This window comes from Thermoanaerobacterium aotearoense, assembly GCF_009905255.1.
Lineage (GTDB): Bacteria > Bacillota > Thermoanaerobacteria > Thermoanaerobacterales > Thermoanaerobacteraceae > Thermoanaerobacterium > Thermoanaerobacterium aotearoense.
Map to the genome: position 1 here is coordinate 1,470,307 of NZ_CP047602.1, position 25,650 is coordinate 1,495,956.

The following is a 25,650-nucleotide window of genomic DNA, read 5'->3' on the forward strand; positions in this document are numbered from 1 at the left end:
TTTATTCCTCCATTTCAATAATACTATTATTCGACACAAAATTGCATTTTCCTTCAAAAAATATTCAAAAAAATTGATTATTTTGGCATAAAAGCTGTATTATGAGCAAGTAAAGAAATATATGTCAGTATTTATCAAATTTTGTCAAAATATATTATATCACTGGATTATTTTAAAGACCATAAGAAAAAAGTCCTAAATTTATTTAGGACTTTTTTCGCATTATCGTTTTAACTTTTTAAGCTCATCTATAAGTTTATCATTCAGAATCTTTATGTGAGTTCCTTTCATTCCTAACGATCTGGATTCAATAACACCAGCACTTTCAAATTTTCTCAAAGCATTAACAATTACAGACCTTGTTATGCCAACTTTATCAGCTATCTTACTGGCCACAAGCAAACCTTCGTTTCCATCTAATTCTTCAAATATGTGAATCACAGCTTCTAACTCTGAATAAGATAATGTTGCCAAAGCCATCTGTACTACTGTACGTTTCCTTTCATCTTCCTCCATTTCATAGTTCTTGGATCTCAGTATTTCCAATCCTATGACTGTAGCACCGTATTCAGCCAAAATAATATCATCATCAGTAAATTTATCTCCTACTCTCAAAAGCATTAGGGTACCGAGTCGATTTCCACCACCGAAAACAGGAACTACAGTCTCAAAAACGTCATCCTTTTTTACAAGCATGGCTTTACTTTCGACAGTTAGATTTACAGATGTTTCTGATATCTTTAAAAGCTCATCATTAAAATCTTCTGAAAGCTGCATACCTTTGACTATCGATTCACCTATATTTCCCACAAATTTCTCTATATTTTTCCCTAAAAGCTTACCTCTTCTGCTTACTATAAAAACATCGCAGTTGATGACATCCTTCAGTATCTCAGACAATTCATTGAAATCAACTGGCTGAACGCCTGTCTTTTGAAGTACCTTATTTACCTTTCTAATTTTTTCTAATAGTATCCCCATTATTATCCTCCTCTTAAAGTATGTATTTATTAACATCAAATTTGTTCAAATTATCTTTTAGCTGTTCATCGATATAATTCTTATCGATAATCACTTTGCCACCAGTTATGTCAGGAGCTTCAAACGATAGCTTTTCAAAAAGCTTCTCCATTACCGTGTGTAATCGCCTTGCACCTATGTCTTCAGATTGTTGATTTATTATATAAGCAATTTCTGCAATCCTATCTATTCCATCATCTGTGTATTCAACTTCTACCCCTTCAATGCTCAGTAATGCCGCATACTGCTTTGTCAGTGCATTTTTAGGCTCCTTCAAAATCTTTATGAAATCTTCTTTAGTCAGAGATTTAAGCTCCACTCTTACAGGAAATCTCCCTTGTAACTCAGGAATTAAATCGCTAACCTTAGATACATTAAAAGCACCTGCAGCTATAAAAAGAATATAATCAGTTTTAACAGGACCGTATTTTGTCATAACTGTGCTGCCTTCTACTATAGGCAATATATCCCTTTGAACTCCTTCTCTAGATACATCTGGACCATTAGTGTATCCGCTTCCAGCAATTTTGTCAATTTCATCTATAAAGATTATGCCGTCTTGTTCCGTTCTCCTAATGGCTTCGTCAATAACCTCATCCATATCAATCAAATTTTGAGCTTCTTCAGCCTCTAAAATTTTCTTTGCTTCCCCTATGGGGACTTTTTTATACTTCTTCTTTTTAGGTAAAATATCTGCAAACATATCCTGTAAATTTATGTTCATTTCTTCTGCACCTATATTTGAATACATTTCCAGAATTGGCGAAGAAGAGTCTGTTATTTCAATCTCTATTATCCTATCGTTTAATTCACCGCTTCTTATTTTTTCTCTTAATTGCTCTTTTTGCATTCTTATTTCTTGTCCATCATCATCGTGGGTATCCTCATCGCCTTGTGCATTAAACAAAAACTCAAAGGGATTTTTCTGCCTTTTGCTTTTCCTGCCATTTATCAAGTAATCTAATATTCTCTCCTCTGCAAGCTCTTTTGCCCTTAACATGACATTTTGCATTTTCTCCTGCTTAACCATCCGAATGGCTGACTCAAGCAGATCTCGTATCATCGACTCTACATCTCGTCCAACATAACCAACTTCTGTAAACTTAGTAGCCTCAACTTTAACAAAAGGAGCTTCAATAAGCTTTGCGATCCTTCGTGCTATTTCTGTCTTTCCTACACCTGTAGGCCCAATCATCAAAATATTTTTAGGAGTTATTTCGTCTTTTAATTCGTCTGGCAGTAAATTTCTGCGGTATCTGTTTCTAAGTGCTACAGCCACAGATCTTTTTGCCATGTCTTGACCAACTATATATTTATCAAGAGCGTCGACAATTTCTTTTGGAGTATAATTTTTCATACTAAGTCCCTCCTTACAAGCTTTCTACTGTTATGTGATCATTTGTATATACGCAAATTTGAGATGCAATCTCAAGGGACTTTCTCGCAATTTCATCTACCGGCAAATCTGTATTATACCTTAATGCAAGTGCTGCAGACATTGCAAAATTTCCACCAGAACCAATCGCAATTACATCGTTGTCTGGTTCAATCACTTCTCCATTGCCAGAAATAACTAACGTCACATTCTTATCTGCCGCAATTAAGAGCGCCTCTAGTTTTTTTAAAATTTTGTCTTTTCTCCAATCCTGTGCCAGCTCAACAGCAGATCTTTTTAAATTCCCACCGTATTGCTCCAATTTTTCTTCAAACATTTCAGATAAAGTAAATGCATCAGCTACTGAGCCAGCAAAGCCAATCAGTACCTCATCATTGTACAATCTTCTAATCTTTTTTGCGCCATGTTTTAAAATTGTATTTTCTCCAAACGTTACCTGACCATCACCAGCTATTGAGACTTTATTGCCTCGTCTTACAGCTACTATAGTAGTACCTTTAAACAAACTCTCACCCCCCAAAAACAATATAATATTAACACAAATTTTATAACATTTCAATAATATTTCGAAATTTTTTATATATTTAAATTACTTTACATAATCGCAATTACTGCATTTGATAATCTTTCGCCCTTTTGAATATTTCTCAACAAGTAAAGCACCGCATTTAGGGCATGTCTCTGCTACTGGCCTATCCCAAAACATCGTACCACAATTTGAAGAATTTTCGCAGGCATAATAGACTTTGCCCTTTTTGCTTTTCTTAATGATTATTTTGCCTCCACATTTAGGGCATGTTACGCCAGTTTCTTCGTACAATGGTTTAGTATTCTTACATTCCGGAAATCCTGGACAAGCCAAAAATTTACCATAACGTCCATATTTTATAACCATATTTCTACCACAGAATTCGCATTTGATATCAGTTTCTTCATCTTTTATTTCAATATCTTTCATTTGTTCCTCTGCTACCTTCAGTGAATCATTAAACCCATTGTAAAATTCATCGATGACATCACACCATTTTTCAATTCCTTCTTCAATTCTATCCAATTGCTCTTCCATTTGAGCTGTAAATTTTACGTCTACTATGTCCGGAAAGAATTCTTTCATTACATCTGTTACAATAAATCCCAATTCCGTTGGCTTAAGATTTTTCTTTTCTTTTATTACATATCCTCTTTCTAATAATGTGGATATTATAGGTGCATAAGTACTTGGCCTTCCTATGCCTTTTTCTTCAAGCTCCTTTATTAGTGTAGCTTCGGTGTATCTTGCAGGTGGCTGTGTAAAATGTTGTTCTGGCTTTAATTCCTTTAATTTCAAAAAATCTCCGCTGTTAAGCATTGGAAGCATTTTCTCCTCATTTTCACTTTCCACATCATCTGTGTAAACAACCATAAAACCAGCAAATTTAACCTTAGAACCACTTGCCTTAAATACGTAATTTTTATTAACAATATCAACGTTCATTGTATCATATAAAGCCGGTGACATCTGACTTGCCAAAAACCTACTCCAAATCAACTTATACAGTTTATATTGATCTGGCTTTAAGGAATCTTTAATTCTTTCGGGGTCTAAATCTATATATGTAGGTCTTATAGCTTCATGTGCGTCTTGCACATTTCCTCCCTTCTTTGAATATGTAGCATTCGGGTTCGCATATTCCTTTCCGTATTTCTGCAATATATACTCATAGGCCGCTTTCTTAGCTTCATCGGAAACTCTTGTCGAGTCTGTTCTCATGTAAGTTATTAATCCAAGGCTGCCTTCCCCCTTTATTTCTACACCTTCATAAAGTTGTTGGGCAATCATCATGGTCTTTTTCGCAGTGAAACCCAATGTTTTTGAAGCTTCTTGCTGCATTGTGCTTGTTATAAAAGGTGGAGAAGGATTTCTCTTTTTTGTGCCTGTTTTGACATTTTCTACTACATAATCATCTGTTAAATCGTCTATTACTTTGTTTACATCCTTCTCGTTTTTTAATTCTACTTTTCCCTCTTTTGTACCGTAAAATTTTGCTTCAAAATGTTGTGTCTTTTTTTCTTTGTACAAATACGCCGATATGCTCCAATACTCCTCCGGTTTAAAATCTTCGATTTCCTTTTCCCTATCACAAATCAACCTTGTTGCTACCGATTGAACTCTCCCGGCACTCAAACCTCTCTTTATTTTTTTCCAAAGCAAAGGACTTATATTATAACCTACAAGTCTATCTAAAATTCGCCTGGCTTGCTGCGCATCAACCAAATTCATATTTATTTCCCTTGGATTTTTAATGGCATTTTGTATAGCGTTTTTTGTTATTTCATGAAACTCTATCCTGCATTTTTCATTAATATCAATATTTAATAAACTTGCCAAATGCCATGATATAGCTTCTCCTTCTCTATCAGGGTCCGTGGCAAGGTAAATTTTTGATGCATTTTTTGCCTCTTTTTTTAGCTTCTCGATTATCGGTCCTTTTCCGCGAATCGTTATGTATTTTGGTTCAAAATTTTTTTCAATATCTATCCCAAGCTGGCTTTTAGGCAGATCTCTAATGTGTCCCATAGACGCTTCGACTTTATAATTTTTTCCTAAATATTTATGTATTGTTTTAGCCTTAGAAGGCGATTCTACTATTACCAAAGATTTTTCCATTTTGATACCTCCAAAACAATTATTAATTATATCAAATTGTCGTATTAATTAAAACTCTTTTCATATTTATTTCCAGCTAACCTGACAATAAGACCCTTAATCGTCAGTGATGATAAAAGATAATTGACTTTAGATATAGGAAATTTAGTTATCTCCACAATTTCTTCTATGTCTCTTGGGCATTCTGATATTATAGCGTACAATTTTCGTTCTTCACTGCTTAGTGTATTTACGAATCGCTCATTTATTCTTGTTTTTATATCTTCTCTAAAATTATACTCATCAAGAATATCGCTGACATTTGCAACTAATTTTGCACCTTGTTTTATTAATCCATTTGTACCTTTGCTATAAGCACTTGTAATAATACCTGGAACAGCAAAAACATCTCTTCCCTGTTCCAACGCAAATTTGGCAGTAATCAAAGAACCACTTTTAACACCTGCTTCAACAACTAATACACCTAATGACAAGCCGCTTATTATCCTGTTTCTAGCAGGAAAATTGCCAGCAACAGGAAGATAATCAAGCGGATATTCCGATACAACAGCACCTTTAGAAATTATTTCCTCCATCAGTTTTTTATTTTCTTCAGGGTATGCTATATTTACTCCACAACCAAGTACTGCAATTGTCCTTCCTCCAGCTTTTATAGCACCTTTATGGGCTTGACTGTCAATTCCTCTGGCCATTCCACTTATTATGGTAAATCCATGCTTAGACAATTCGTATGAAAATTTTTCAGACATCAATTTACCGTACGACGTAGCATTTCTTGAACCAACTATGGCAATTGACATATCATCAGATTCAGTGATATTACCTTTTACATACAAAACTGGAGGCGCATCATATATCTCTCGAAGTAATTTTGGATATTCGTCATCATCTATCAATAACACTTTTATTTTTTCTTTATTCAACCTTTCTGCGTATTTATACGGATCGACCTTTTTTGCCTCTATTATGCTATTTAAGATCCTTTCATTATTGACTAATTGTTTTATATCATCCGCGTTTGATTTATATACTGTTTCTGCATTTCCAAAATAATCCACAAGCTTTTTGAAAGTCTTTGCGCCTACACCGTTAATTGAACTAAGCCAAGCAGAAAATATTTTATTCCTATCCATTATTACACCTCAAATATATATTTTAAACATTATCCATTATAATAATAAAAAACAAAAAATAAAAGCAGGTATTTTATATATTTTTGTCGAATAAGTATAAGTTGGGTGATAAAATGGTAAAACAATTTTTAACGATAAAAAGTTTAAAAGAACACATATATAGCTATGGATTCGAAATAGAGGGATGCAAGATAAGCAGCAATGCTTTAAGATGGCTTGAAAAAGAAAAAAGTAGATTAAATAATTTAATGAAATACGAAAATGAACTTTACAATTCAGATTATAAGTTGATTGGAGGAATTGACGAAGTTGGAAGAGGACCTTTAGCAGGTCCTGTCGTTGCAGGATGTGTAATACTTCCAAAGCAATCACTTATTCCAGATATTGACGATTCAAAAAAATTAAGTGAGGCAAAAAGAGAATTATTGTCTGAAATAATTAAAAAAAAGGCAATTTCATATGGTATTGGCATAATAGACAATGAACGTATTGACAGAATAAACATACTGAATTCCACTTATGAAGCGATGAAAATGGCGATTTCTAATCTCAATATTAAAGCTGATTTTTTGCTGGTAGACGCGATATCAATACCAGACATTGATATTGCGCAAATGTCTATAGTAAAAGGTGATGCAAAAAGCATTTCTATTGCCGCTGCATCTATAATAGCTAAAGTTACAAGGGATAATTTGATGAAAAAATACGATGAAATATATCCACAGTACGGCTTTTACAAAAATAAAGGCTATGGCACAAAAGAACACATAGAAGCTATAAAAAAATACGGCCCATGTCCAATACACAGAAAAACATTTTTAAAAAATATATTAGGTGATTGATTACATGAATAATAAAATATTGGGTAATTTAGGAGAAACAATTGCAGAAAATTATTTAAAAAAATCCGGTTATAATATTGTCTGCAAAAATTTCAGGTGCTCTATCGGAGAAATAGATATAATAGCATTAAATAAAAATAGCCTGATTTTTGTTGAAGTTAAAACAAGGACTTCAACAAAATTCGGCTATCCAAAGGAAGCAGTAACGTACCATAAAAAAAATAAAATCATTAAAGTCGCAGAAGCTTTTTTAGCATTTAACGAAAAATATGCAAATCATATTTTTAGATTTGATGTAATTGAGATATTAATCGATCCAAAAACATTTAAGCTTAACAATATAAATCACATAAAAGACGCATTTACGCTTTAGGTAATAGTCCCATTTTGTCTTTAACCTTATTTACAGTCGTTTTTGCAATTTCACTAGCTTTTTCAGCGCCATCTTTTAATACTTCGTTTATAAAATTTAAATCCAGATTTTTGTAATTATGCTGTATTTGCTGAAGCCTTTCTACTATAACATCAACTAATTCTTTCTTTAAGGTTCCATATCCTTGTCCCTTAAATCTTGCCTCCGCATCTTCTATGCTTATGTCAGTAAATGCACTGTATAACGTAAGCAAATTGCTTAAACCCGGTTTATTCTCAGGATCATATCTTATCACGTTTTCTGAATCTGTGACTGCCTTCATGATTTTCTTCTTTACCAAAGAAGGATCATCTAATAAATTTATTTTGCTATATTGATTTTCACTACTTTTGCTCATTTTTTTATCAGGTTCAGTCAAACTCATTATTCTAGAACCAGTCTTCATAATCATCGGTTCAGGTATTACAAAAGTATCACCAAATCTATTGTTAAATCTTATGGCTATATCTCTTGTAAGCTCTAAATGTTGTTTTTGATCATTGCCTACAGGGACAAAATTTGTATCGTATAGCAGGATATCCGCCGCCATTAAATCAGGATACGTAAACAAACCTACTGATACAGACTCTTTGCCTTTGCTTTTATCTTTAAATTGAGTCATCCTATTTAACTCGCCAAAATATGTCATACACTGTAGCAACCAAGCAAGTTCTGAATGCTCTTTGACATGTGATTGAACAAAAATAATCACTTTTTTAGGATCAAGGCCTATGGCAAGATAAAGTCCAGCCAACTCAATGGATTTTTTTCGCAAAGTCTCTGGATCTTGTGGAACAGTCAATGCATGTAAATCTACAATACAAAATAAACAACTATAATCATCTTGAAGTTTTACAAACTGTCTCATTGCTCCTAAGTAATTGCCAATATGAATATCCCCTGTTGGTTGAACACCCGAAAAAACTCTCTGCATCTTTAACACCTCTTTCAATTGCTAATGTATTTATTGCTTAAATTTCTATATTGAAATGCTTCTACAACATGCTCATATTTAACATCATGACTTCCCTCTAAATCAGCAATCGTCCTTGCTACTTTTATTATTTTATTATAAGCCCTTGCGCTAAGTCCCAATGTATCAAAATATTCTTTTATCATATCCGTAGTTTTTTCATCAAGTTTTATGTACTTTTTTATCATATTATTATTTAACTGAGAATTAAAAAATATACCACTGCCTTTGTACCTTTTTAATTGAATCTCTCTTGCCTTTCTTACTCTATTGCGTATCATTTCTGATGTTTCAACATTTGCATCATCATCAAAATACTTTTGCTTGTCGACGCGATTTACTTCCACATGCAAATCAATCCTATCCAATAAAGGACCAGAAATCTTGTTTTGATAACGCCTTATTTCATTAGGAGTACATCTACATTCATGAGTATCGTCGCCCAAATATCCACAAGGGCACGGATTTAATGCGACGATGAGAGTCACCTTAGCCGGATACGTAAAAGTAGCGTTGACTCGTGATATCGTAACACATTCATCTTCTAACGGCTGTCTAAGCGCTTCAATAGCATCTCTCCGAAATTCAGGAAACTCATCAAGAAATAAGACGCCATAATGCGCTAAAGAAACTTCTCCTGGTTTCGGAATCCTGCCGCCGCCAACTAAAGAAACTGTTGAAATAGTGTGGTGTGGCGCTCGAAAAACCCTGTTTGTCAATAGTGACACATCTTCAGGCAAAGTCCCTGCTATACTATGTATTTTGGTAACTTCTAACGCCTCTTCCAAAGTCATCTCTGGAAGTATGGTAGGAAACCTTCTTGCCAACATAGTTTTGCCTGAACCAGGAGGACCTACAAGCATGACATTGTGGCCACCGGCAGCAGCAATTTCAAATGCTCTTTTTGCATTTTCCTGTCCCTTTACATCAGAAAAATCTACATCATAATTTTCTCTTTTGAAAAGCTCATCGATATCAATTTTTATGCTGTCGATTTCTTTTATGCCGTTTATGTAATCAACAACGTCTTTTAATGATTTGACAGGTATAATCTCTACATCTTTTGTTATGGCAGCTTCTTTTGCGTTTGCATATGGCAGTATCATCCTCTTAATTCCGTAGAGTCTTGCATCCATAGCCATAGGCAACACACCTTTAATTGGTCGCAAAGATCCATCAAGTGATAGCTCGCCAAGCAAAACTGTATCATAATCAACCGATTTAACTTGTCCAGTGCATATAAGTATTCCTACAGCTATCGGCAGATCGAATGATGTGCCTTCTTTTTTAGTATTAGCAGGTGCTAAATTTACTGTTATTTTTTTAACCGGAAATTCGTATCCACTATTTTTTATAGCAGCTCTTACTCTATCTCTCGATTCTTTTATCTCTGTATCGCCTAATCCGACTATATCGAAAGCAGGAAGCCCATTTGATATATCAATTTCTACATCTACTACATATCCGTCAATACCTAAGATTGCCATGCTTTTTGTTATAGAAAGCATCAGAAATCCCCCTAATCAGGCCTTTCAAGAGATATTTTGCCAATTTTTCCTGCACGAAAATCATCAATAATGATTTTTGCAGCACGTTCTGTGTCAACAATTCCTCCCGAAGACAAGCAACCCCTTGATTTACCTATATCCGTAAGTAATTTAAACACATCTTTACCTATGTCTTCCAACTTGTATCTTTTCATTAAAAGCTCTGGATAATTTATTTTCAATATATCAAGTAATGAATATGCCAACTCTTCATGATTTAATAGCTCATCTTTAATTGCAGAGGTTAAAGCCAACATTATTCCAACATGTTCGTCTTCAAATTTAGGCCACAGAATTCCTGGAGTATCTAACAAATCAAAATAAGGTGTTTTAATCCACTGCTTTGATTTCGTCACACCTGGTTTGTTGCCTGTCTTAGCATTTTTTGTTTTTGTTAAAGAATTTATCAATGTTGATTTCCCAACGTTAGGTATACCGACTATCATCGCTCGTAGTTTGGCTTTTATGCCTTTTTGCCTTTTTTTATCGATTATATCGCTACACTCTTTTAAAGTCAATTCGTAAATACTTTGAATGCATCTGCTATCTAAAGAATTTATATTAAGGCTTACATGACCTTTAAGATTGAAATAATCGTTCCACATTTTATTGACTTCTAAATCAGCCAAATCGGATTTATTAAGCAAAATAATCCGCTTTTTATTTTTGACTAAGTCGTCTATCAATGGATTTCTACTGCTTTTGGGAATCCGAGCATCTAATAATTCATAAACAACATCTACTATTTTTAAATTCTCCTCAATCAAGCGTTTAGTTTTTGCCATGTGTCCAGGATACCATTGATACATAATTTCCTCCAATATTGAAAAAGGGACTAGTCAAGTCCCCTTTATTTTTTCTCTTGAATTTTAGCAGCTTTGCCAACTCTTTTTCTAACGTAATAAAGTTTGGCTCTTCTAACTCTACCTTTTCTCACTACCTCTATCTTTTCAATCCTAGGTGAGTGAAGTGGGAAAGTCCTTTCTACTCCAACACCATAAGAAATACGCCTTACAGTAAAATTCTCTCTTAATGATCCACCACTTCTCTTTATGACAACACCTTCAAAAACCTGAATTCTTTCTTTGTCACCTTCGATAACTTTATAATGTACTCTTACAGTATCACCAACATTAAATTCAGGTACTTCTCTCAATTGTTCTCTTTCTACAATATCAACTAAATTCATTTTTTTCCCTCCTTTCAAATATCTGAATAGCCTAACTCTTTAAGATATTCAATATCTTGTTCTGATAGATACTTTCTATCTAAAAGATCTGGACGTAAATTAAGCGTAGCCTCTAATGATTTCTGTCTTCTCCACTTAGCAATCTCTGCATGGTTTCCAGACAGTAACACTTTCGGGACTTCCATCCCATTAAATATTTCAGGCCTTGTATATTGAGGATATTCTAATAAGCCACAATAAAAAGATTCATCGATAAAACTTTCATCTTGCGGCAAAACACCATGTATCAACCTTGACACGGAATCTATAACTGCCATCGCAGCGATTTCGCCGCCTGTCAGAATGAAATCTCCTATTGATATCTCCTCGTCTATCAATGAATACGCTCTTTCGTCGATTCCCTCGTAATGTCCACATAAAATCATTATTTCATCGTATTTTGATAGCTCTATAGCTTTCTTTTGATCAAATTTTTTTCCTTTGGGGCCCATATAAAAAACTGGCATATCTTTAGATGATTTGACTGCTTTAATTGCATCGTATATTGGCTGAACCATCATTACCATACCATACCCGCCGCCGTACGGATAATCATCAGTTTTCTTATGTTTATCTTTCGAATAATCCCTGATATTTACCAAATTTACTTTTATCAATTCTCTCTCAATTGCCCTTTTTAGAATGCTATTTCTTAGTATACCTTCAAACATATCAGGAAAAATCGTTAAAACATTGAAAACCATTATAGTCCCTCCAAAAGATGGACTATCATTTTTTTGCCATTTATATCCACGTCTTTAATCACATCTTTAATGGCAGGTATCAATATGTCCCTCTCGTCTGTTTTTACCACATACACATCATTAGCGCCAGTTTTTAACACGTCCTTTAATACACCCAACTCTCTTTTGTCATCAGTGTAAACTTTCATATCTATCAAGTCTTTAATAAAATACTCGTCTTCTTCCAGCTCTACAGCATCATCCATCGTTATTTTTATAAATTTGTCTTTAAGCTTCTCCGCCTCATTTCTGTCATTCACTGCATAAAATTTTATCAAAACAAGATTCTTAATGAATCTTACCGACTCAATTTGATATTGAACCTTTTTTTCATCATCAAAAATATACACATAATCGAGATCATAAAATCTATCTAAATGATCTGTAAGCGGATATACTTTGACTTCGCCGTTTACGCCATATGCAGATGTAATTTTACCTACGGACAAATAATCATCCATAAAATCACCTAAATTATTTCTACGATGACACGCTTCTTTTCTTTAGTTGCAGCAGCCTTAACAACAGTTCTTATAGCTTTTGCTATCCTACCTTGTTTACCTATAACTTTTCCCATATCTTCTGGAGCAACTTTAAGCTCTATTATGATTGACTGCTCACCTTCAATTTCATTAATTTGGACTGCGTCAGGATTATCAACAAGAGATTTCGCAATGAACTTAACTAATTCACCCATGTTTATCCCTTCCTAAAACAGCATTTTAATTGTTAATTTTATCAAATATGCCTTCTTTTTTGAATAGAGCTCTAACCGTGTCGGATGGTTGTGCACCTACTTTTAGCCACTTTATGGCTTTTTCAGAATCAATTTTAATTTCCTTTGGATTAGATACTGGATTATAATATCCAATCTCCTCTATAAACTTACCATCACGTGGTGATCTTGAATCAGCCACAACAAATCTGTAAAACGGTGACTTTTTCGCACCCATTCTTTTTAATCTAATCCTAACTGCCACTTTATCACCTCCTTTTAAAGCTAAATTTCTATCTGAAAAATGGCATTTTCCTTTTGCCTATTTTCATATTTTTGCCCATATCAGTAAACTGCTTCATCATCTTCTTAGTTTGCTCAAACTGTTTGAGTAAGCTATTCACTTGCTGAATCGATGTACCACTGCCAGCAGCGATTCTCTTTTTTCTGCTGCCATTTATGATAGAAGGATTTTGTCTTTCTTCCTTAGTCATTGACTGAATTATTGCCTCTATCCTCTTTATGTCCTTATCACTTATGTTTATTCCTTTTAATTTTGACATGTTTACACCTGGTATCATGGAAAACAACTGATCAATTGGACCCATATTTTTTAATCCCTGTAATTGATCTAAAAAGTCATCAAACGAAAACTGTTGCTCTAAAATCTTTTTTTGCAATTCTAATGCCTTTTTTTCATCTATCTGTGCCTGAGCTTTTTCAATTAAACTTAAAACATCACCCATTCCCAGTATTCTTGAAGCCATTCTATCTGGATGAAAAACTTCTATGTCAGTAAATTTTTCACCTGATGCTATAAATTTAATGGGTTTATGGGTGACAGCTTTCACCGACAAAGCCGCTCCACCCCTCGTATCACCATCAAGTTTTGTCAATATAACTCCATCTACATCAAGTTTCTCATTAAAAGATTCAGCTACATTGACAACATCTTGACCTGTCATAGCATCGACGACTAAAAGTATTTCATCCGGATGCACAGCATCTTTTATGTTTTTCAATTCGTCCATCAATTCTTCATCTACATGGAGCCTTCCAGCCGTATCAATTATCACTACGTTATAGTTATTATTTTTTGCAAAATCTATAGAAGCCTTTGCAATGTCAACAGGTGATGTCTTATCACCCATCGAAAAAACAGGCACATTTATGGATGAACCAACTACTTGAAGCTGTTTAATTGCTGCAGGTCTATATATATCACATGCAACAAGCACAGGACTTTTCCCTTTAGATTTTAAATAATTAGCAAGTTTGCCACTTGTAGTCGTCTTACCGGAACCTTGCAATCCTACCATCATTATAACTGTTGGAGGTTTATCGCTAAAATTGATCTTACTTTCTTTAGAGCCCATCAATGCTGTCAATTCGTCATTGACAATTTTTATGACATGCTGCGCAGGCGTTAGGCTTTCCATCACTTCCTGCCCCAAAGACTTCTCAGTAACAGTATTTATAAATTCTTTGACAACTTTAAAATTAACGTCAGCCTCTAAAAGAGCTATCTTAACTTCTTTCATAGCCTCTTTTACATCTTTTTCACTTAGCTTGCCTTTACCTCTAAGTTTCTTAAAAATGTCTTGAAGCTTTCCAGTAAGACTTTCAAATGCCATTCAAAAACCTCCTACAATTTTTATTTACAATTCCAAACTATCAATTTCTTTTTCTATATCTTCCAACGCCTCTAAGGCTTTTTTATCTGAAATATGTTTTTTGACTTCATCTACAGACCGCTTTATTTTAGAGAGCCTTTCCATGTTATCATTGTATTTCTTCACAAGCCCCAACTTATCTTCGTAGTATTTTAAGATGCTTTCAGCCCTTTTTAAAGAGTCATATACGCCTTGTCTTGAAATATTAAGCTCTTGTGATATCTCACCTAATGAATAATCATCCATATAGTACATTTTAAATATATCCATTTGTTTGCCTGTAAGTAGCGAGCCATAAAAATCATACAACACATTCATTTCAACAAAATCAGAATTCATATATACCACCTGTTAAGGTACTTGCCTTTACATTAAGATTTTATATGAGAAAAAGTAATTTGTCAAGTTTTTATTCAAACAATGCTCTAACAAATTTTTCTGAATCAAACTCTTGAAGGTCGTCAATACCTTCTCCTACACCAATAAACCTTACTGGTATATCAAGCTCAGATTTTATCGATATTACAATGCCTCCTTTTGCTGTTCCATCAAGTTTTGTCAGTATTATACCAGTTACATCTGTAGCCTCTTTAAAGATTTTAGCTTGTTGTATTGCATTTTGGCCAGTTGTAGCATCTAAAACTAAAAATGTCTCTATATTGCCTTCATTAAATTCTCTTTGAGCAACTCTGTATATCTTTTTTAATTCTTCCATAAGATTTTTTTTGTTGTGTAGCCTTCCCGCAGTATCGCACAATATCACGTCTACATTTCTGGATTTCGCAGCTTTTATGCCGTCAAAGAGGACAGATGCCGGATCTGAACCCTCCTCGTGCCTGATTATTTCACAATTATTTCTTCCTGCCCATACATCTAACTGATCTATGGCCGCTGCCCTAAATGTATCTGCTGCAACAAGCAGTACCCTTTTCCCCTCTCTTTTAAATTTATTGGCAAGTTTGCCTATTGTCGTCGTCTTACCTACACCATTAACGCCAACAATTAAAATTAAAGTTGGAGGTGTAATTTTAAGCGATGTCTCTTTAGCCTCCATAATATCGTATATTTCTTCTGCCAACAATTCCTTTATTTTTTCTGCATCTTTAACTTTCTGCTCCTTAGCTTTCTCTTTTAAATCGTCAATAATTTTTTCTGTTGTAGAAACACCAACATCTGCTAATATTAAAATTTCCTCCAATTCTTCAAACAATTCATCGTCTACTTTTCTTCCAAATGATAATATGCCATCTATCTTGGCTGTAAAATTATCCCTCGTCCTTGCAAGACCATCTTTTAGTCTCTGATAAAGTCCTTTTTTATCTTCTTTTTCTATAATTTCATCGTCTTTTTTATTTTTTTTGAAGAAGTTTAGCATACATTACATTCCTTTCTAAGCACTTTCTAATTTTAACGATAATAACTTTGAAACACCTTTTTCCTGCATGGTTACTCCATACAATGTATCAGCAACTGACATAGTACCTTTTCTATGAGTCACAACTATAAACTGTGATTCACGGGAAAGGTCTTTCAAGTAAGACGCAAATCTATCAACATTTGCATCGTCTAACGCAGCATCTATTTCATCGAGTATGCAAAAAGGTGTCGGCCTTATTAATATCATAGCAAATAACAACGATATTGCAACTAGTGCTTTTTCACCACCGGACAGAAGCGAAATGTTTTGAAGCTTTTTCCCAGGAGGCTGTACGTTTATTTCTATCCCTGTATTAAGCAAATCATCAGGATTTGTCAAAATTAATTCTGCTCTGCCACCGCCAAACAATTTTTTAAAAGTTTCTTTAAATTGTGCTTCGATTAAGTTAAAATTGTCCTTAAATTTAGTCTTTATAATTTTATTTGCATCATCAATGATTGAATTAAGTGAATTCTTTGCTTCCACTAAATCATCATATTGCATTTTCAAAAAATCGTATCGTTCTTTTAAATTTTTGTATTCTTCTATCGCATTTAGATTGACTATTCCTAAATCTTTAATTGATGCATTAATTTTTGATAGCTGCTGCTTCAATGTCAAAATATTTTCCTTAATTAAATTTGCTTTTGCATTGTTGAAAGTTATTTCATAATCTTCCCAAAGTTTATTTTTGATATTTTCAATCTCCATTTCTACCTTTTGAATATTTAATTCTTTCAACCGCTTATTTTCTACTTCTTTAGAATATTCATCTTCTAATTTAGCCAATATCTCTTTGTCAGTATTTATGTTTTCCAATTTTCTCTCAATCTTTCTCTCCATTTCCTGTATATCTTCGTTAATCTTTTTAAGCCTTTCATTTAAAATTTCACTTTTCTCATTAGATTTATTTATATCTTTTTCATACATTATTTTTAAATTTTCATACTTGTCAAGGCTTTTTTCTATCTCAATAATTGATTCAGTAATGTCATTATATTCCAACTTCTTTTCATTTAATTTTGAAATATCATTCATCAACTTTTGCTCGTATTTTGCCAATTCAATTTTTAAATCGGTTATTTGTACCTCTAACTTATTGAGAACATCAGCATTAGAGTCTTTGTTGTCTTTATAATCTCTGATCAATTTATCTAAACAAGCTTTCTTCTGATAAAGTTGCGATATATTATCTTTGTATTTATCAATTTCCTCGTCATAGCTATTAATAACATCTCTTAACTGTTTTTCTTCCAATGTACTTTGCTTTATAATTGTGTTTAACTTTTCTATCTCCATCTCTAAAGAAGATTTAGTTCTTATCAAATCATTTAAAATGCTTGCTTTAATGTTGATGTTATTTATTATGTCGTCCAATTTTTCTCTTGTTTTTTCTATCTCTTTAGTTAAACTATCTTTGTACTTTTCCAATCCTTCTAATTCTTTTGCTAATTTATTGCATTTTACATTCTCAAGTTTAATATCTTCTTTCCGTTTCAATATGTTTTGAGACTTTAAGATGCTTCCTCCAGTAATCGAGCCACCAGAATTGATTACTTCGCCTTTTAATGTCACAATTTTAAATTGATTTTTAAATTTTCTACTTAGCGAAATAGCAGTATCTAAATCATTTGTTACTATTACCCTTCCTAAAATAAACTTTATTGCCTTTTCAATTTTTTTATCGTAATCAATAATATCAGAAGCCAATCCTATTACTCCATCGCCGATATTAAGAGATTTATCAAATGGTTTGTACGTTATATTGTCAAGCGGCAAAAATGTCGCTCTTCCAAAATTATTCTTTTTAAGCACAGATATGAGATCCTTAGCACTTTCGGTAGTTTCCGTTATAATGTCTTGAATTGCCGAACCTAAGGCTATCTCAATAGCCAAAGAATATTCGCTTCTTACATCAATTAATTCCCCGACTACACCTAATACATTCTTTCTTAATGGCTCATTCTTCTCAATGTACCTCATCAAGTTTTTAATACTGTGGTTATAGCCCTCATATTCCTTATCCATATCTTTTAAAAGCCTTAATCTAGCTAAGGCGCTGTTGTACTCATTTAATGTTTGTTCATATTTCCTGTTTTGAATTTTTATATTATTTTCTAATGACTTTAATTTTTCTTCAGTTGAATTTTTATCATCTTTAAATGTAATTAATTCACTATTAAGGCTATCAATGTTATTTTGTATTTCGTTTATTTCTTGCTTTTTAAGTTCAATGTCGTTTAGCAGACTGTTTTGCGTTTTAACTAAATCACTTAATTTTTCAGATAAATTAGTTTTCATCACTTCCGTCTTTGAAAGAATGTTATTGTTCTCTGCAATCTCATTTAAAATGTCAACTACGTCTTCTTTTGCAGATTCAACTTCCATTTGTTTTAAACTAGACTCTTCTTTTATGGATTCATACCTTGAAACAAGATTGCTTAACTCTAATTCAAAATATTGCTTCTTTAATTCAATTTCTTTTATGTTTTCATTGATTTCACCTATTTCTTTTGATGTAAGAGAAGATTTATTCTTACTATCTTCAAGTGATTTTTTTAATCTATCTATATTTTCTTCACTATTTTTTACTTTTTCATTTAAAAGTTCTATCTTTCCATTTAACGTCTCTATCTCATTTATAGAATTATAATAATCTTGTTTTTTTCTGTCTAATTGCTTATTGAAACTTTCAAGCTCTAATTCCGCTTCATTCAATGTACTTTTTTTGCTTTCGATTTCTGTTTTTAACTCCAACACATTCTTTTCAATTGCATTATAATCTGATTTAAAATTATTTAACTTTTTAAAAAGTTCTTCTATATCATGACAATAAATTGTTATATCAATGCGCTTTTTTTCTTCCTGTAATTTCAGGAAAGTTTCTGCTTTTACTTTTTGTTCATGCAGAGGTTCTAATTGATTTTGGAGCTCCAGCAATATATCATTTATTCTATTTATATTTTCATTTGTCACAACTAATTTTTTTTGTGCCTCTTCCTTTTTGTATTTGTATTTTGAAATTCCAGAAGCTTCCTCAAAAATTTGCCTTCTATCTTCTGGTCGTGACAGCAAAATCTCATCGATTTTACCTTGACCAATGATAGAGTACCCATCCCGTCCTATTCCTGTATCCATAAACAGCTCAAATACATCTTTTAATCTGCACTGCGTCTTGTTTATGTAAAATTCACTTTCACCAGATCTGAATATTTTTCTGGTTATTACAACCTCAGTAAAATCCAGTGGAAGCATGTGATCACTGTTATCAAGTGTCAACGTGACTTCCGCAAAACTCAACGGCTTTCTATTTTCTGTGCCTACAAAAATGACATCTTCCAATTTATTTCCTCTTAAACTTTTAATGCTTTGTTCTCCTAAAACAAGCCTTACAGCATCTGAAATATTGCTTTTCCCACTTCCGTTCGGGCCAACAATTGCTGTAATTCCCTTTTCAAAATTCAATACAACTCTATCTGCAAAGGACTTAAATCCTATTATCTCTAATTTCTTTAAAAACATAAGACCCTCCAAAAATTAGAATTAAAAGGCACTCCACAAGATAATTAAAACCTGCTTCAGCAGGTTTTAATTATCTTGGTTCTACTATGAACTTTATTGCTGTTCGGGTCTCCCCTTCTATTTCTATCTCTGAAAAAGCTGGTATAGCAATTAAATCTATACCATTTGGAGCCACAAATCCTCTTGCTATTGCTATCGCCTTCACAGCCTGATTTACGGCTCCCGCTCCGACAGCCTGTATCTCAGCTACAGACTTGTCTCTCAATACAGCCGCCAATGCACCTGCTACAGATTTAGGTTGAGATTTAGCTGATACTTTTAGAACCTCCACTATAATAACCTCCTTAGTAGAATTGAAAATGAATACAAAATATATATTCTATAAATAATGACTAATTCCTTCTTTTTATAAAAAATTTTTTAAGATCATATAGTGGACTCATTTATGTAATCTTCTATTGATTTTTTAAATATATGACCATCATATTCTAAAAGTACAATATCATCTTCAAGATTATCAAGCTGAATTATATTAATTTTTACGCCAAATTTCGATTCTAAGTAAATCTTATTTCTTTTTTTATTTCCAACTAAAGCTGAAACCGAACGAGGATTGATGTAAATAAACACCGTACATTCTTTAATATCGTTATTTTGAAAAAGATGTTTAACAACATCTTTATAAATAGATGACTTTACTAATTCTCCAAATGCTGGATGAAATGGACCAGCTACCACATCTTTATTTACATTTATCTCATCTGTAGCTTGTAGTCCTATTCTAATTACATCTATATGATTCTTCTTAAATTTGATGTACAATTCTTTTGAAATCTCCACTGCATCTTCCAAACTAATAGGCACATACATTCCATTTTTATACATCTTTTCTAAATAAGTGCCTTTCAAAACGAGAGTAGGATAAATCCTTACAAACGCAGGCTTCAATGAAATTATCTCATCTGCGGTTTTTAATGTTTTTTGTCTGGTATCCCCAGGCAATCCTACCATAATCTGTAGCCCTAATGTAAATCCATACTCTTTTATAAGCTTTGATGCCTTATAAACATCATCAATGCTATGACCTCTATGGCTCTTTAATAGCACCTCATTGTCCAAGCTTTGTACTCCCAGTTCTATAATCGAAACATCATACCTTTTTAAATTGTCAAGAATAATCTCATCTATATAATCAGGTCTGGTAGACAATCGAATTGCATCTATGTTCCCTGAAGCCAAATATTTTTGTGCAATCGACAAAAAATTCTTTTGCATCTCTAATGGTATTCCGGTAAAGCTTCCACCATAAAAGGAAACCTCAACGTGAGCATCTTTCGGAATAGTCTTCAAATAATCTTCGATAGTTTTCTCTACGTATCCCTCATTTACTTCCGATTTCAAACCAGTTATCTCATCTTGATTGCAAAAAACACATTTATGAGGGCATCCTAAATGAGGAACAAAAATCGGTATAATGTAAATATCTTTCATATTAACCCCATCTTGCTTAAAGCTTCCATTGCTGCATATTGCTCAGCTTCTTTTTTACTTCTTCCCTTTCCTCTACCAAGTCTGTTTTCACCGACAAAAACTTCTATTACAAACATTTTATTGTGATCAGGCCCATATTCATCTATTAATCTATAAATCACTCTTTCTGAGCCCATCTTTTGTGTTACTTCTTGCAACTTTGTCTTATAATCGCGATATATTAATCCACTTAACACTTCGTTTATAATTTTCTCAAAGAGCCTTAATACAACTTCACTCACGGTTTTAAGGTCCGAATCCAGGTAAACTGCCGCTATTAATGCTTCCATCGCATCTGCAAGGATAGAATCCCTGTTGCGGCCACCTGTCATCTCTTCACCTCTACCTATATTTAAATATTTGCCAATCTCTATCTCTCTCGCACATCGAGCAAGTGAAGGCTCACAGACTATTTCGGCTCTGTACTTTGACAAATAGCCTTCTTCCAAATCAGTCCTATTTTTATATAAGTATTCACTTATTACAATGCTTAATACAGAATCGCCTAAAAATTCCAACCTTTCATTGCTGCTTAAAAAGTTTTTGCTTTCATTTGCCCATGAACTATGTGTTAAAGCATTTTTAAGCAATTTTTTATTATTAAAAGTGTAACCAATATTTTTTTCTAAATTTTCATATCTATCGCTTAACTCCATGATTGTGCCTCTTTCAATATTTTTTAAACACTAATGAAGCATTGTGTCCTCCAAAGCCAAAAGAATTTGACAAAGCATAATTTATATCCATCTTTAAAGCTTTATTTGGAACATAATCCAAATCACATTCAGGATCTGGAGTCTCATAATTGATAGTAGGCGGAACAATTCCATTTTTTATAGCAAGTATTGTAGCCACAGCTTCCACAGCCCCTGATGCTCCAAGCATATGTCCTGTCATAGACTTGGTAGAACTGATTTTTAATTTATAAGCATGTTCTCCAAATACGTTTTTAATAGCCATAGTCTCATATTTATCGTTGTACTCTGTAGAAGTCCCGTGTGCGTTTATATAATCAATATCATCCGGCGTAATACCAGCATCTTTTAATGCAAGCTTCATCGCTCTTGCTGCTCCTTCACCCAAAGGTGCAGGTGCGGTTATATGATATGCATCGGCAGTAGCACCATAACCCACAATCTCACAGTATATTTTAGCACCTCTTTTTAGCGCATGATCTAATGACTCGAGGACAAGTGTAGCCGAACCTTCCCCCATTATAAATCCATCTCTATTAGCATCAAAAGGTCTGCATGCATTCTTAGGGTCTTCATTTGTTGACATCGCCTTCATTGAGCAAAATCCCGCAATTGCCAAAGGTGTTATTGCAGCTTCACTGCCGCCAGTAACAATTACATCCGCATCACCGCGTTCAATTACTTTAAATGCATCACCTATCGCATTGGAGCTTGATGCACATGCGTTGACTATCGTTTCATTGTGTCCTTTAAGTCCGAAAGTAATCGATATAAGCCCTGCTGCCATATCTGCTATCATCATTGGAACAAAAAAAGGGCTTACTCTTCCTGGACCTTTCTCCCTTAAAATATTCTGTTGATTTTCTAATGTTTCTATTCCACCTATTCCTGAGCCATACACAACGCCTATTCTATCCAAATCTTCACTGGCAAGATCAAGTCCTGAATCCGCTAAAGCTATTTTCGCAGATGCCAAAGCAAACTGAGTAAATCTGTCCATTCTCTTGGCTTCTTTTTTATCAATATATTCTGTCGGTTCAAAATCTTTTACTTCTGCCGCCAGTTTCGTTGGATAAGCTGAAACATCAAATCTGGAAATTCTATCAATCCCAGACTTCCCATTTATGAGAGAATTCCATAAATCATCAATATTATTGCCTATTGGAGTTATGGCTCCTATACCCGTTATTACAACCCTGTTCATAGATAATCCTCCATCAAATAATTATCTAATTAAGTCCCGCAATTGCGGGACTTAATATTATTTTTCAAGATTTTTTAAATATTCTACTACATCACCAACTGTCTTAATTTTTTCTGCATCTTCATCAGGAATTTCAACATCAAATTCTTCCTCAAGCGCCATGATTAATTCAACTATATCGAGTGAATCTGCTCCAAGATCATCTATAAAAGATGATTCCATAGTGACTTCTTCTGGATCTACTCCTAATTGTTCAACGATTATGTCCCTAATTTTTTCAAACTCCATAAAGTTCACCTCCTCTCAAAGCACCCATATTAGAATAATATTACATTACCATTCCTCCGTCAACATTGATTACCTGTCCTGTAATATAATCTGAAGCATTGCTGGCAAGAAAAGACACTACATTTGCTATATCCTGTGGTTTTCCTGCTCTTTTTAATGGTATGGAATCCAACATTGACGATTTTACTGTTTCACTTAATACCTCTGTCATATCCGTTTCTATAAAACCAGGCGCAATAGCATTAACAGTTATTCCTCTGGATGCTAATTCCTTAGCTAAAGATTTCGTTAAACCTATAATTCCAGCTTTAGACGCTGCATAATTGGATTGGCCTGCATTTCCAATCACACCCACTACCGAAGATATATTTATGATTTTTCCTTTTCTTCTTTTTATCATATACTTAGAAACAAATTTTATTACATTAAAAGTTCCTTTTAAATTGACATCTATAACATCATCCCAGTCATCTTCGGACATTCTAAGTATAAGGTTATCTTTTGTTATTCCAGCATTATTTACAACAACATCGATATTGCCAAACATATCGATTATGTCATTGACCATTTTTTCAACTTCATTATAATTTGAAATATCACATTTTAAAGCACAAGATTCAACACCAAACTTTTTAGCTTCTTCAACAGTTTCTAAAGCATCTTTCGAACTTTTTGAATAATTAATTACAACATTATACCCGTCTTCCGCTAACTTTAAGGCGATAGCTTTCCCTATACCTCTTCCTCCACCCGTCACTAATGCCGTTTTAGTTTCCCTACCCATTCAGTTTACCTCCAAGCTGGATAAAAGTTTATCAAGTGAACTCATGTCTTCGAAATTGAGGGCTTTTTTTGTCTTATCTATTCGCTTCATAAATCCAGTAAGTGTTTTTCCTGGTCCTATTTCAATGAAAACTTCAACTTGATCATCAATCATCTTTCTTACTGATTGTTCCCATAAAACAGGGCTACTTACTTGCTTCACTAATGTCTTTTTAACTTCGTCAATTTTAAGGTAATCTGCAGTAACATTAGTAATGACAGGGACTGACATATCAAATATGGGAACCTGCTTTAAATCTTCTTCTAATTTAATGCCTGCACCTTTAAGCATGCTGCAATGAAATGGTGCACTAACAGACAACATGACTGCCTTTTTTGCTCCTTTTTCTTTAGCAAGTTCTACAGCTTTTTCTAAAGCTTTAATTTCACCTGCAATCGACAATTGCCCTGGGCAATTGTAATTAGCTGGTTCAACAACACCAAATTCTCTCACATTATAGCATATATTCTCCACCACTTCGTTGTCAAGTCCTATTATCGCTGCCATTCCTCCTATGCCTATTGGAACAGCATTTTGCATGTATTCTCCCCTTTTTTTCACAAGCTTCACTGCATCTTTAAAAGATAATACACCTGAATATACAAGAGAACTGTATTCACCTAAGCTTAAGCCAGCCGTCACATCTGCTTTCAGCCCTCTTTTTGATAGCACTTTAGTCAATGCAATACTTACCGTCAATATGGCAGGTTGTGTATTTTCTGTCTTCATTAATTCTTCATCAGGACCTTCAAAACACAGCTTAGTGATATCGTATTTTAATGCATCATTTGCCTCTTCAAAAACTTCTCTTGCTTCAGCAAAATTTTCATATATTTCTCTACCCATTCCTGCATATTGCGCACCTTGTCCTGGATATATAAATGCAATTTTCATCTTTTAAAGCCTCCATATAAACTTACAATAATTTTCTCAGCATCATTAAACAAATCCTCAATTATTGCTTTGGCAGGCTTAATATCGTTTATAAGACCGGATATTTGACCAGCCATAACAGAGCCATTCAAAACATCCCCGTATACAACTGCATCTCTTAGCTTTCCTGCACCTAACTGTTCCAGCTCCTCTTTTGAAGCTCCGTTTTGCTCTGCTTTTTCAAACTCTCTTGTAAGATGATTTTTTAAAGATCTTACAGGATGTCCTGTAGTTCTGCCAGTCACAACCGCATCTCTGTCCTTAGCATTTATTATGTACTCCTTATATTTTTCATTTGCTGTACACTCCGTACAACACACAAATCGCGTGCCCAACTGAACACCTTGAGCTCCAAGGCAAAAAGCTGCAGCAACACCTCTTCCATCGCCAATGCCACCTGCAGCTATGACAGGTATACTCACTGCATCGACAACTTGAGGCACCAAAGCCATAGTAGTAAGCTCACCTATATGTCCACCTGATTCTGTTCCTTCTGCTATAACTGCATCAACTCCAATTGATTCCATTCTTTTAGCCAATGCAACAGATGGAACAACCGGCACGACTTTTGTATTATTTTCTTTCAACCTGTTTATATATTTGCCTGGATTTCCGGCACCTGTAGTAATCACACTTACTTTTTCTTCTATCACAACATCCATGACTTCATCGACAAATGGCGACATTAACATTACATTAACACCAAAAGGTCTATCAGTCAACTCTCTCGCTTTTCTTATTTGTTCTTTGACAAAACTGGCAGGTGCATTTCCTGCACCGATAATGCCAAGCCCGCCAGCATTCGAAACCGCAGCAGCCAATTCTGCTGTTGCAACCCAAGCCATTCCACCTTGAAATATAGGATATTCCAAGCCAAACAAATCAGTAATCTGCGTCTTTATCATGTTC

General features: G+C 33.9%; 27 protein-coding genes. 2 read left to right on the forward strand and 25 right to left on the reverse strand.

Features of this window, described 5'->3' with window-relative positions; all coding sequences use genetic code 11:
* Positions 1-222: 222 nt before the first annotated feature.
* The 5 genes from codY to dprA all read right to left on the reverse strand — a co-directional run bounded on the left by codY (position 223) and on the right by dprA (position 6,196).
* Entirely contained in the window at positions 223-981 is a 759-nt protein-coding gene (gene codY, locus GSH73_RS07400; RefSeq protein ID WP_014758640.1) for a GTP-sensing pleiotropic transcriptional regulator CodY, read from the reverse strand.
* 13 nt (positions 982-994) lie between these two features.
* A complete protein-coding gene (gene hslU / locus GSH73_RS07405) occupies positions 995-2,377 on the reverse strand; it encodes an ATP-dependent protease ATPase subunit HslU (RefSeq protein ID WP_014758639.1) in 1,383 nt (460 codons plus the stop codon).
* 13 nt (positions 2,378-2,390) lie between these two features.
* The gene (hslV, locus tag GSH73_RS07410; RefSeq protein ID WP_014758638.1) at positions 2,391-2,921 is read right to left on the reverse strand and encodes an ATP-dependent protease subunit HslV; all 531 of its coding nucleotides are present in this window, start codon (positions 2,919-2,921) and stop codon (positions 2,391-2,393) included.
* Positions 2,922-3,005: 84 nt separating this feature from the next.
* Complete coding sequence (topA, locus tag GSH73_RS07415; RefSeq protein WP_014758637.1) at positions 3,006-5,063, reverse strand: type I DNA topoisomerase; 2,058 nt, start codon at positions 5,061-5,063, stop codon at positions 3,006-3,008.
* A 44-nt stretch (positions 5,064-5,107) separates the two neighbouring features.
* On the reverse strand, positions 5,108-6,196 hold the full coding sequence (dprA, locus tag GSH73_RS07420; RefSeq protein ID WP_014758636.1) for a DNA-processing protein DprA: 1,089 nt from the start codon (positions 6,194-6,196) through the stop codon (positions 5,108-5,110).
* A 113-nt stretch (positions 6,197-6,309) separates the two neighbouring features.
* Between dprA and rnhB the strand changes: the two genes are divergently transcribed.
* Both rnhB and GSH73_RS07430 read left to right on the forward strand, forming a co-directional pair.
* Positions 6,310-7,038 (forward strand): ribonuclease HII, encoded by a 729-nt coding sequence (rnhB, locus tag GSH73_RS07425; RefSeq protein ID WP_038069287.1) that lies wholly within the window; start codon positions 6,310-6,312, stop codon positions 7,036-7,038.
* Positions 7,039-7,042: 4 nt separating this feature from the next.
* Positions 7,043-7,411, forward strand: coding sequence for a YraN family protein (locus GSH73_RS07430; protein ID WP_014758634.1), 369 nt, complete (start codon positions 7,043-7,045; stop codon positions 7,409-7,411).
* Here GSH73_RS07430 and trpS read toward each other — a convergent pair.
* From trpS to fabK, 20 genes are all read right to left on the reverse strand, one after another.
* Positions 7,401-8,384 carry a tryptophan--tRNA ligase gene (gene trpS, locus GSH73_RS07435; protein ID WP_014758633.1) on the reverse strand — a complete coding sequence of 328 codons (984 nt, stop codon included), beginning with the start codon at positions 8,382-8,384 and terminating at the stop codon, positions 7,401-7,403. The two genes, GSH73_RS07430 and trpS, sit on opposite strands and share 11 nt — an antisense overlap.
* Before the next feature lie 14 nt (positions 8,385-8,398).
* Positions 8,399-9,931, reverse strand: coding sequence for a YifB family Mg chelatase-like AAA ATPase (locus tag GSH73_RS07440; protein WP_014758632.1), 1,533 nt, complete (start codon positions 9,929-9,931; stop codon positions 8,399-8,401).
* Between the two features lie 11 nt (positions 9,932-9,942).
* Positions 9,943-10,779 (reverse strand): ribosome biogenesis GTPase YlqF, encoded by an 837-nt coding sequence (gene ylqF, locus GSH73_RS07445; RefSeq protein WP_014758631.1) that lies wholly within the window; start codon positions 10,777-10,779, stop codon positions 9,943-9,945.
* A 41-nt stretch (positions 10,780-10,820) separates the two neighbouring features.
* Entirely contained in the window at positions 10,821-11,159 is a 339-nt protein-coding gene (rplS, locus tag GSH73_RS07450; RefSeq protein ID WP_014758630.1) for a 50S ribosomal protein L19, read from the reverse strand.
* A 14-nt stretch (positions 11,160-11,173) separates the two neighbouring features.
* A complete protein-coding gene (trmD, locus tag GSH73_RS07455; RefSeq protein WP_014758629.1) occupies positions 11,174-11,902 on the reverse strand; it encodes a tRNA (guanosine(37)-N1)-methyltransferase TrmD in 729 nt (242 codons plus the stop codon).
* The gene (gene rimM / locus GSH73_RS07460) at positions 11,902-12,402 is read right to left on the reverse strand and encodes a ribosome maturation factor RimM (RefSeq protein ID WP_014758628.1); all 501 of its coding nucleotides are present in this window, start codon (positions 12,400-12,402) and stop codon (positions 11,902-11,904) included. Before rimM ends, trmD begins: the two co-directional genes overlap by 1 nt.
* An 8-nt stretch (positions 12,403-12,410) precedes the next feature.
* Positions 12,411-12,638 carry a KH domain-containing protein gene (locus GSH73_RS07465; RefSeq protein WP_013788123.1) on the reverse strand — a complete coding sequence of 76 codons (228 nt, stop codon included), beginning with the start codon at positions 12,636-12,638 and terminating at the stop codon, positions 12,411-12,413.
* A 25-nt stretch (positions 12,639-12,663) separates the two neighbouring features.
* On the reverse strand, positions 12,664-12,921 hold the full coding sequence (gene rpsP / locus GSH73_RS07470) for a 30S ribosomal protein S16 (protein WP_013788124.1): 258 nt from the start codon (positions 12,919-12,921) through the stop codon (positions 12,664-12,666).
* A gap of 28 nt (positions 12,922-12,949) precedes the next feature.
* A complete protein-coding gene (ffh, locus tag GSH73_RS07475) occupies positions 12,950-14,290 on the reverse strand; it encodes a signal recognition particle protein (protein WP_014758627.1) in 1,341 nt (446 codons plus the stop codon).
* 24 nt (positions 14,291-14,314) lie between these two features.
* Positions 14,315-14,668 carry a YlxM family DNA-binding protein gene (gene ylxM, locus GSH73_RS07480; RefSeq protein ID WP_014758626.1) on the reverse strand — a complete coding sequence of 118 codons (354 nt, stop codon included), beginning with the start codon at positions 14,666-14,668 and terminating at the stop codon, positions 14,315-14,317.
* Positions 14,669-14,738: 70 nt separating this feature from the next.
* Complete coding sequence (gene ftsY / locus GSH73_RS07485) at positions 14,739-15,704, reverse strand: signal recognition particle-docking protein FtsY (protein ID WP_014758625.1); 966 nt, start codon at positions 15,702-15,704, stop codon at positions 14,739-14,741.
* Positions 15,705-15,719: 15 nt separating this feature from the next.
* Entirely contained in the window at positions 15,720-19,268 is a 3,549-nt protein-coding gene (gene smc, locus GSH73_RS07490; RefSeq protein WP_014758624.1) for a chromosome segregation protein SMC, read from the reverse strand.
* Positions 19,269-19,338: 70 nt separating this feature from the next.
* Positions 19,339-19,599, reverse strand: coding sequence for a stage V sporulation protein S (locus tag GSH73_RS07495; RefSeq protein WP_013788129.1), 261 nt, complete (start codon positions 19,597-19,599; stop codon positions 19,339-19,341).
* Between the two features lie 95 nt (positions 19,600-19,694).
* Entirely contained in the window at positions 19,695-20,759 is a 1,065-nt protein-coding gene (locus GSH73_RS07500) for an elongator complex protein 3 (RefSeq protein WP_014758623.1), read from the reverse strand.
* On the reverse strand, positions 20,756-21,454 hold the full coding sequence (gene rnc / locus GSH73_RS07505; RefSeq protein WP_014758622.1) for a ribonuclease III: 699 nt from the start codon (positions 21,452-21,454) through the stop codon (positions 20,756-20,758). Before rnc ends, GSH73_RS07500 begins: the two co-directional genes overlap by 4 nt.
* A gap of 13 nt (positions 21,455-21,467) precedes the next feature.
* Entirely contained in the window at positions 21,468-22,697 is a 1,230-nt protein-coding gene (fabF, locus tag GSH73_RS07510) for a beta-ketoacyl-ACP synthase II (RefSeq protein ID WP_014758621.1), read from the reverse strand.
* A gap of 57 nt (positions 22,698-22,754) precedes the next feature.
* The gene (acpP, locus tag GSH73_RS07515) at positions 22,755-22,985 is read right to left on the reverse strand and encodes an acyl carrier protein (RefSeq protein WP_013297969.1); all 231 of its coding nucleotides are present in this window, start codon (positions 22,983-22,985) and stop codon (positions 22,755-22,757) included.
* Positions 22,986-23,025: 40 nt separating this feature from the next.
* Positions 23,026-23,769, reverse strand: a complete 744-nt coding sequence (gene fabG / locus GSH73_RS07520; protein ID WP_014758620.1) for a 3-oxoacyl-[acyl-carrier-protein] reductase — start codon at positions 23,767-23,769, stop codon at positions 23,026-23,028.
* A complete protein-coding gene (gene fabD / locus GSH73_RS07525) occupies positions 23,770-24,702 on the reverse strand; it encodes an ACP S-malonyltransferase (protein ID WP_014758619.1) in 933 nt (310 codons plus the stop codon).
* Positions 24,699-25,646: an enoyl-[acyl-carrier-protein] reductase FabK gene (gene fabK / locus GSH73_RS07530; RefSeq protein WP_014758618.1), complete on the reverse strand. Its 948-nt coding sequence runs from the start codon at positions 25,644-25,646 to the stop codon at positions 24,699-24,701. Before fabK ends, fabD begins: the two co-directional genes overlap by 4 nt.
* Positions 25,647-25,650 lie beyond the last annotated feature (4 nt).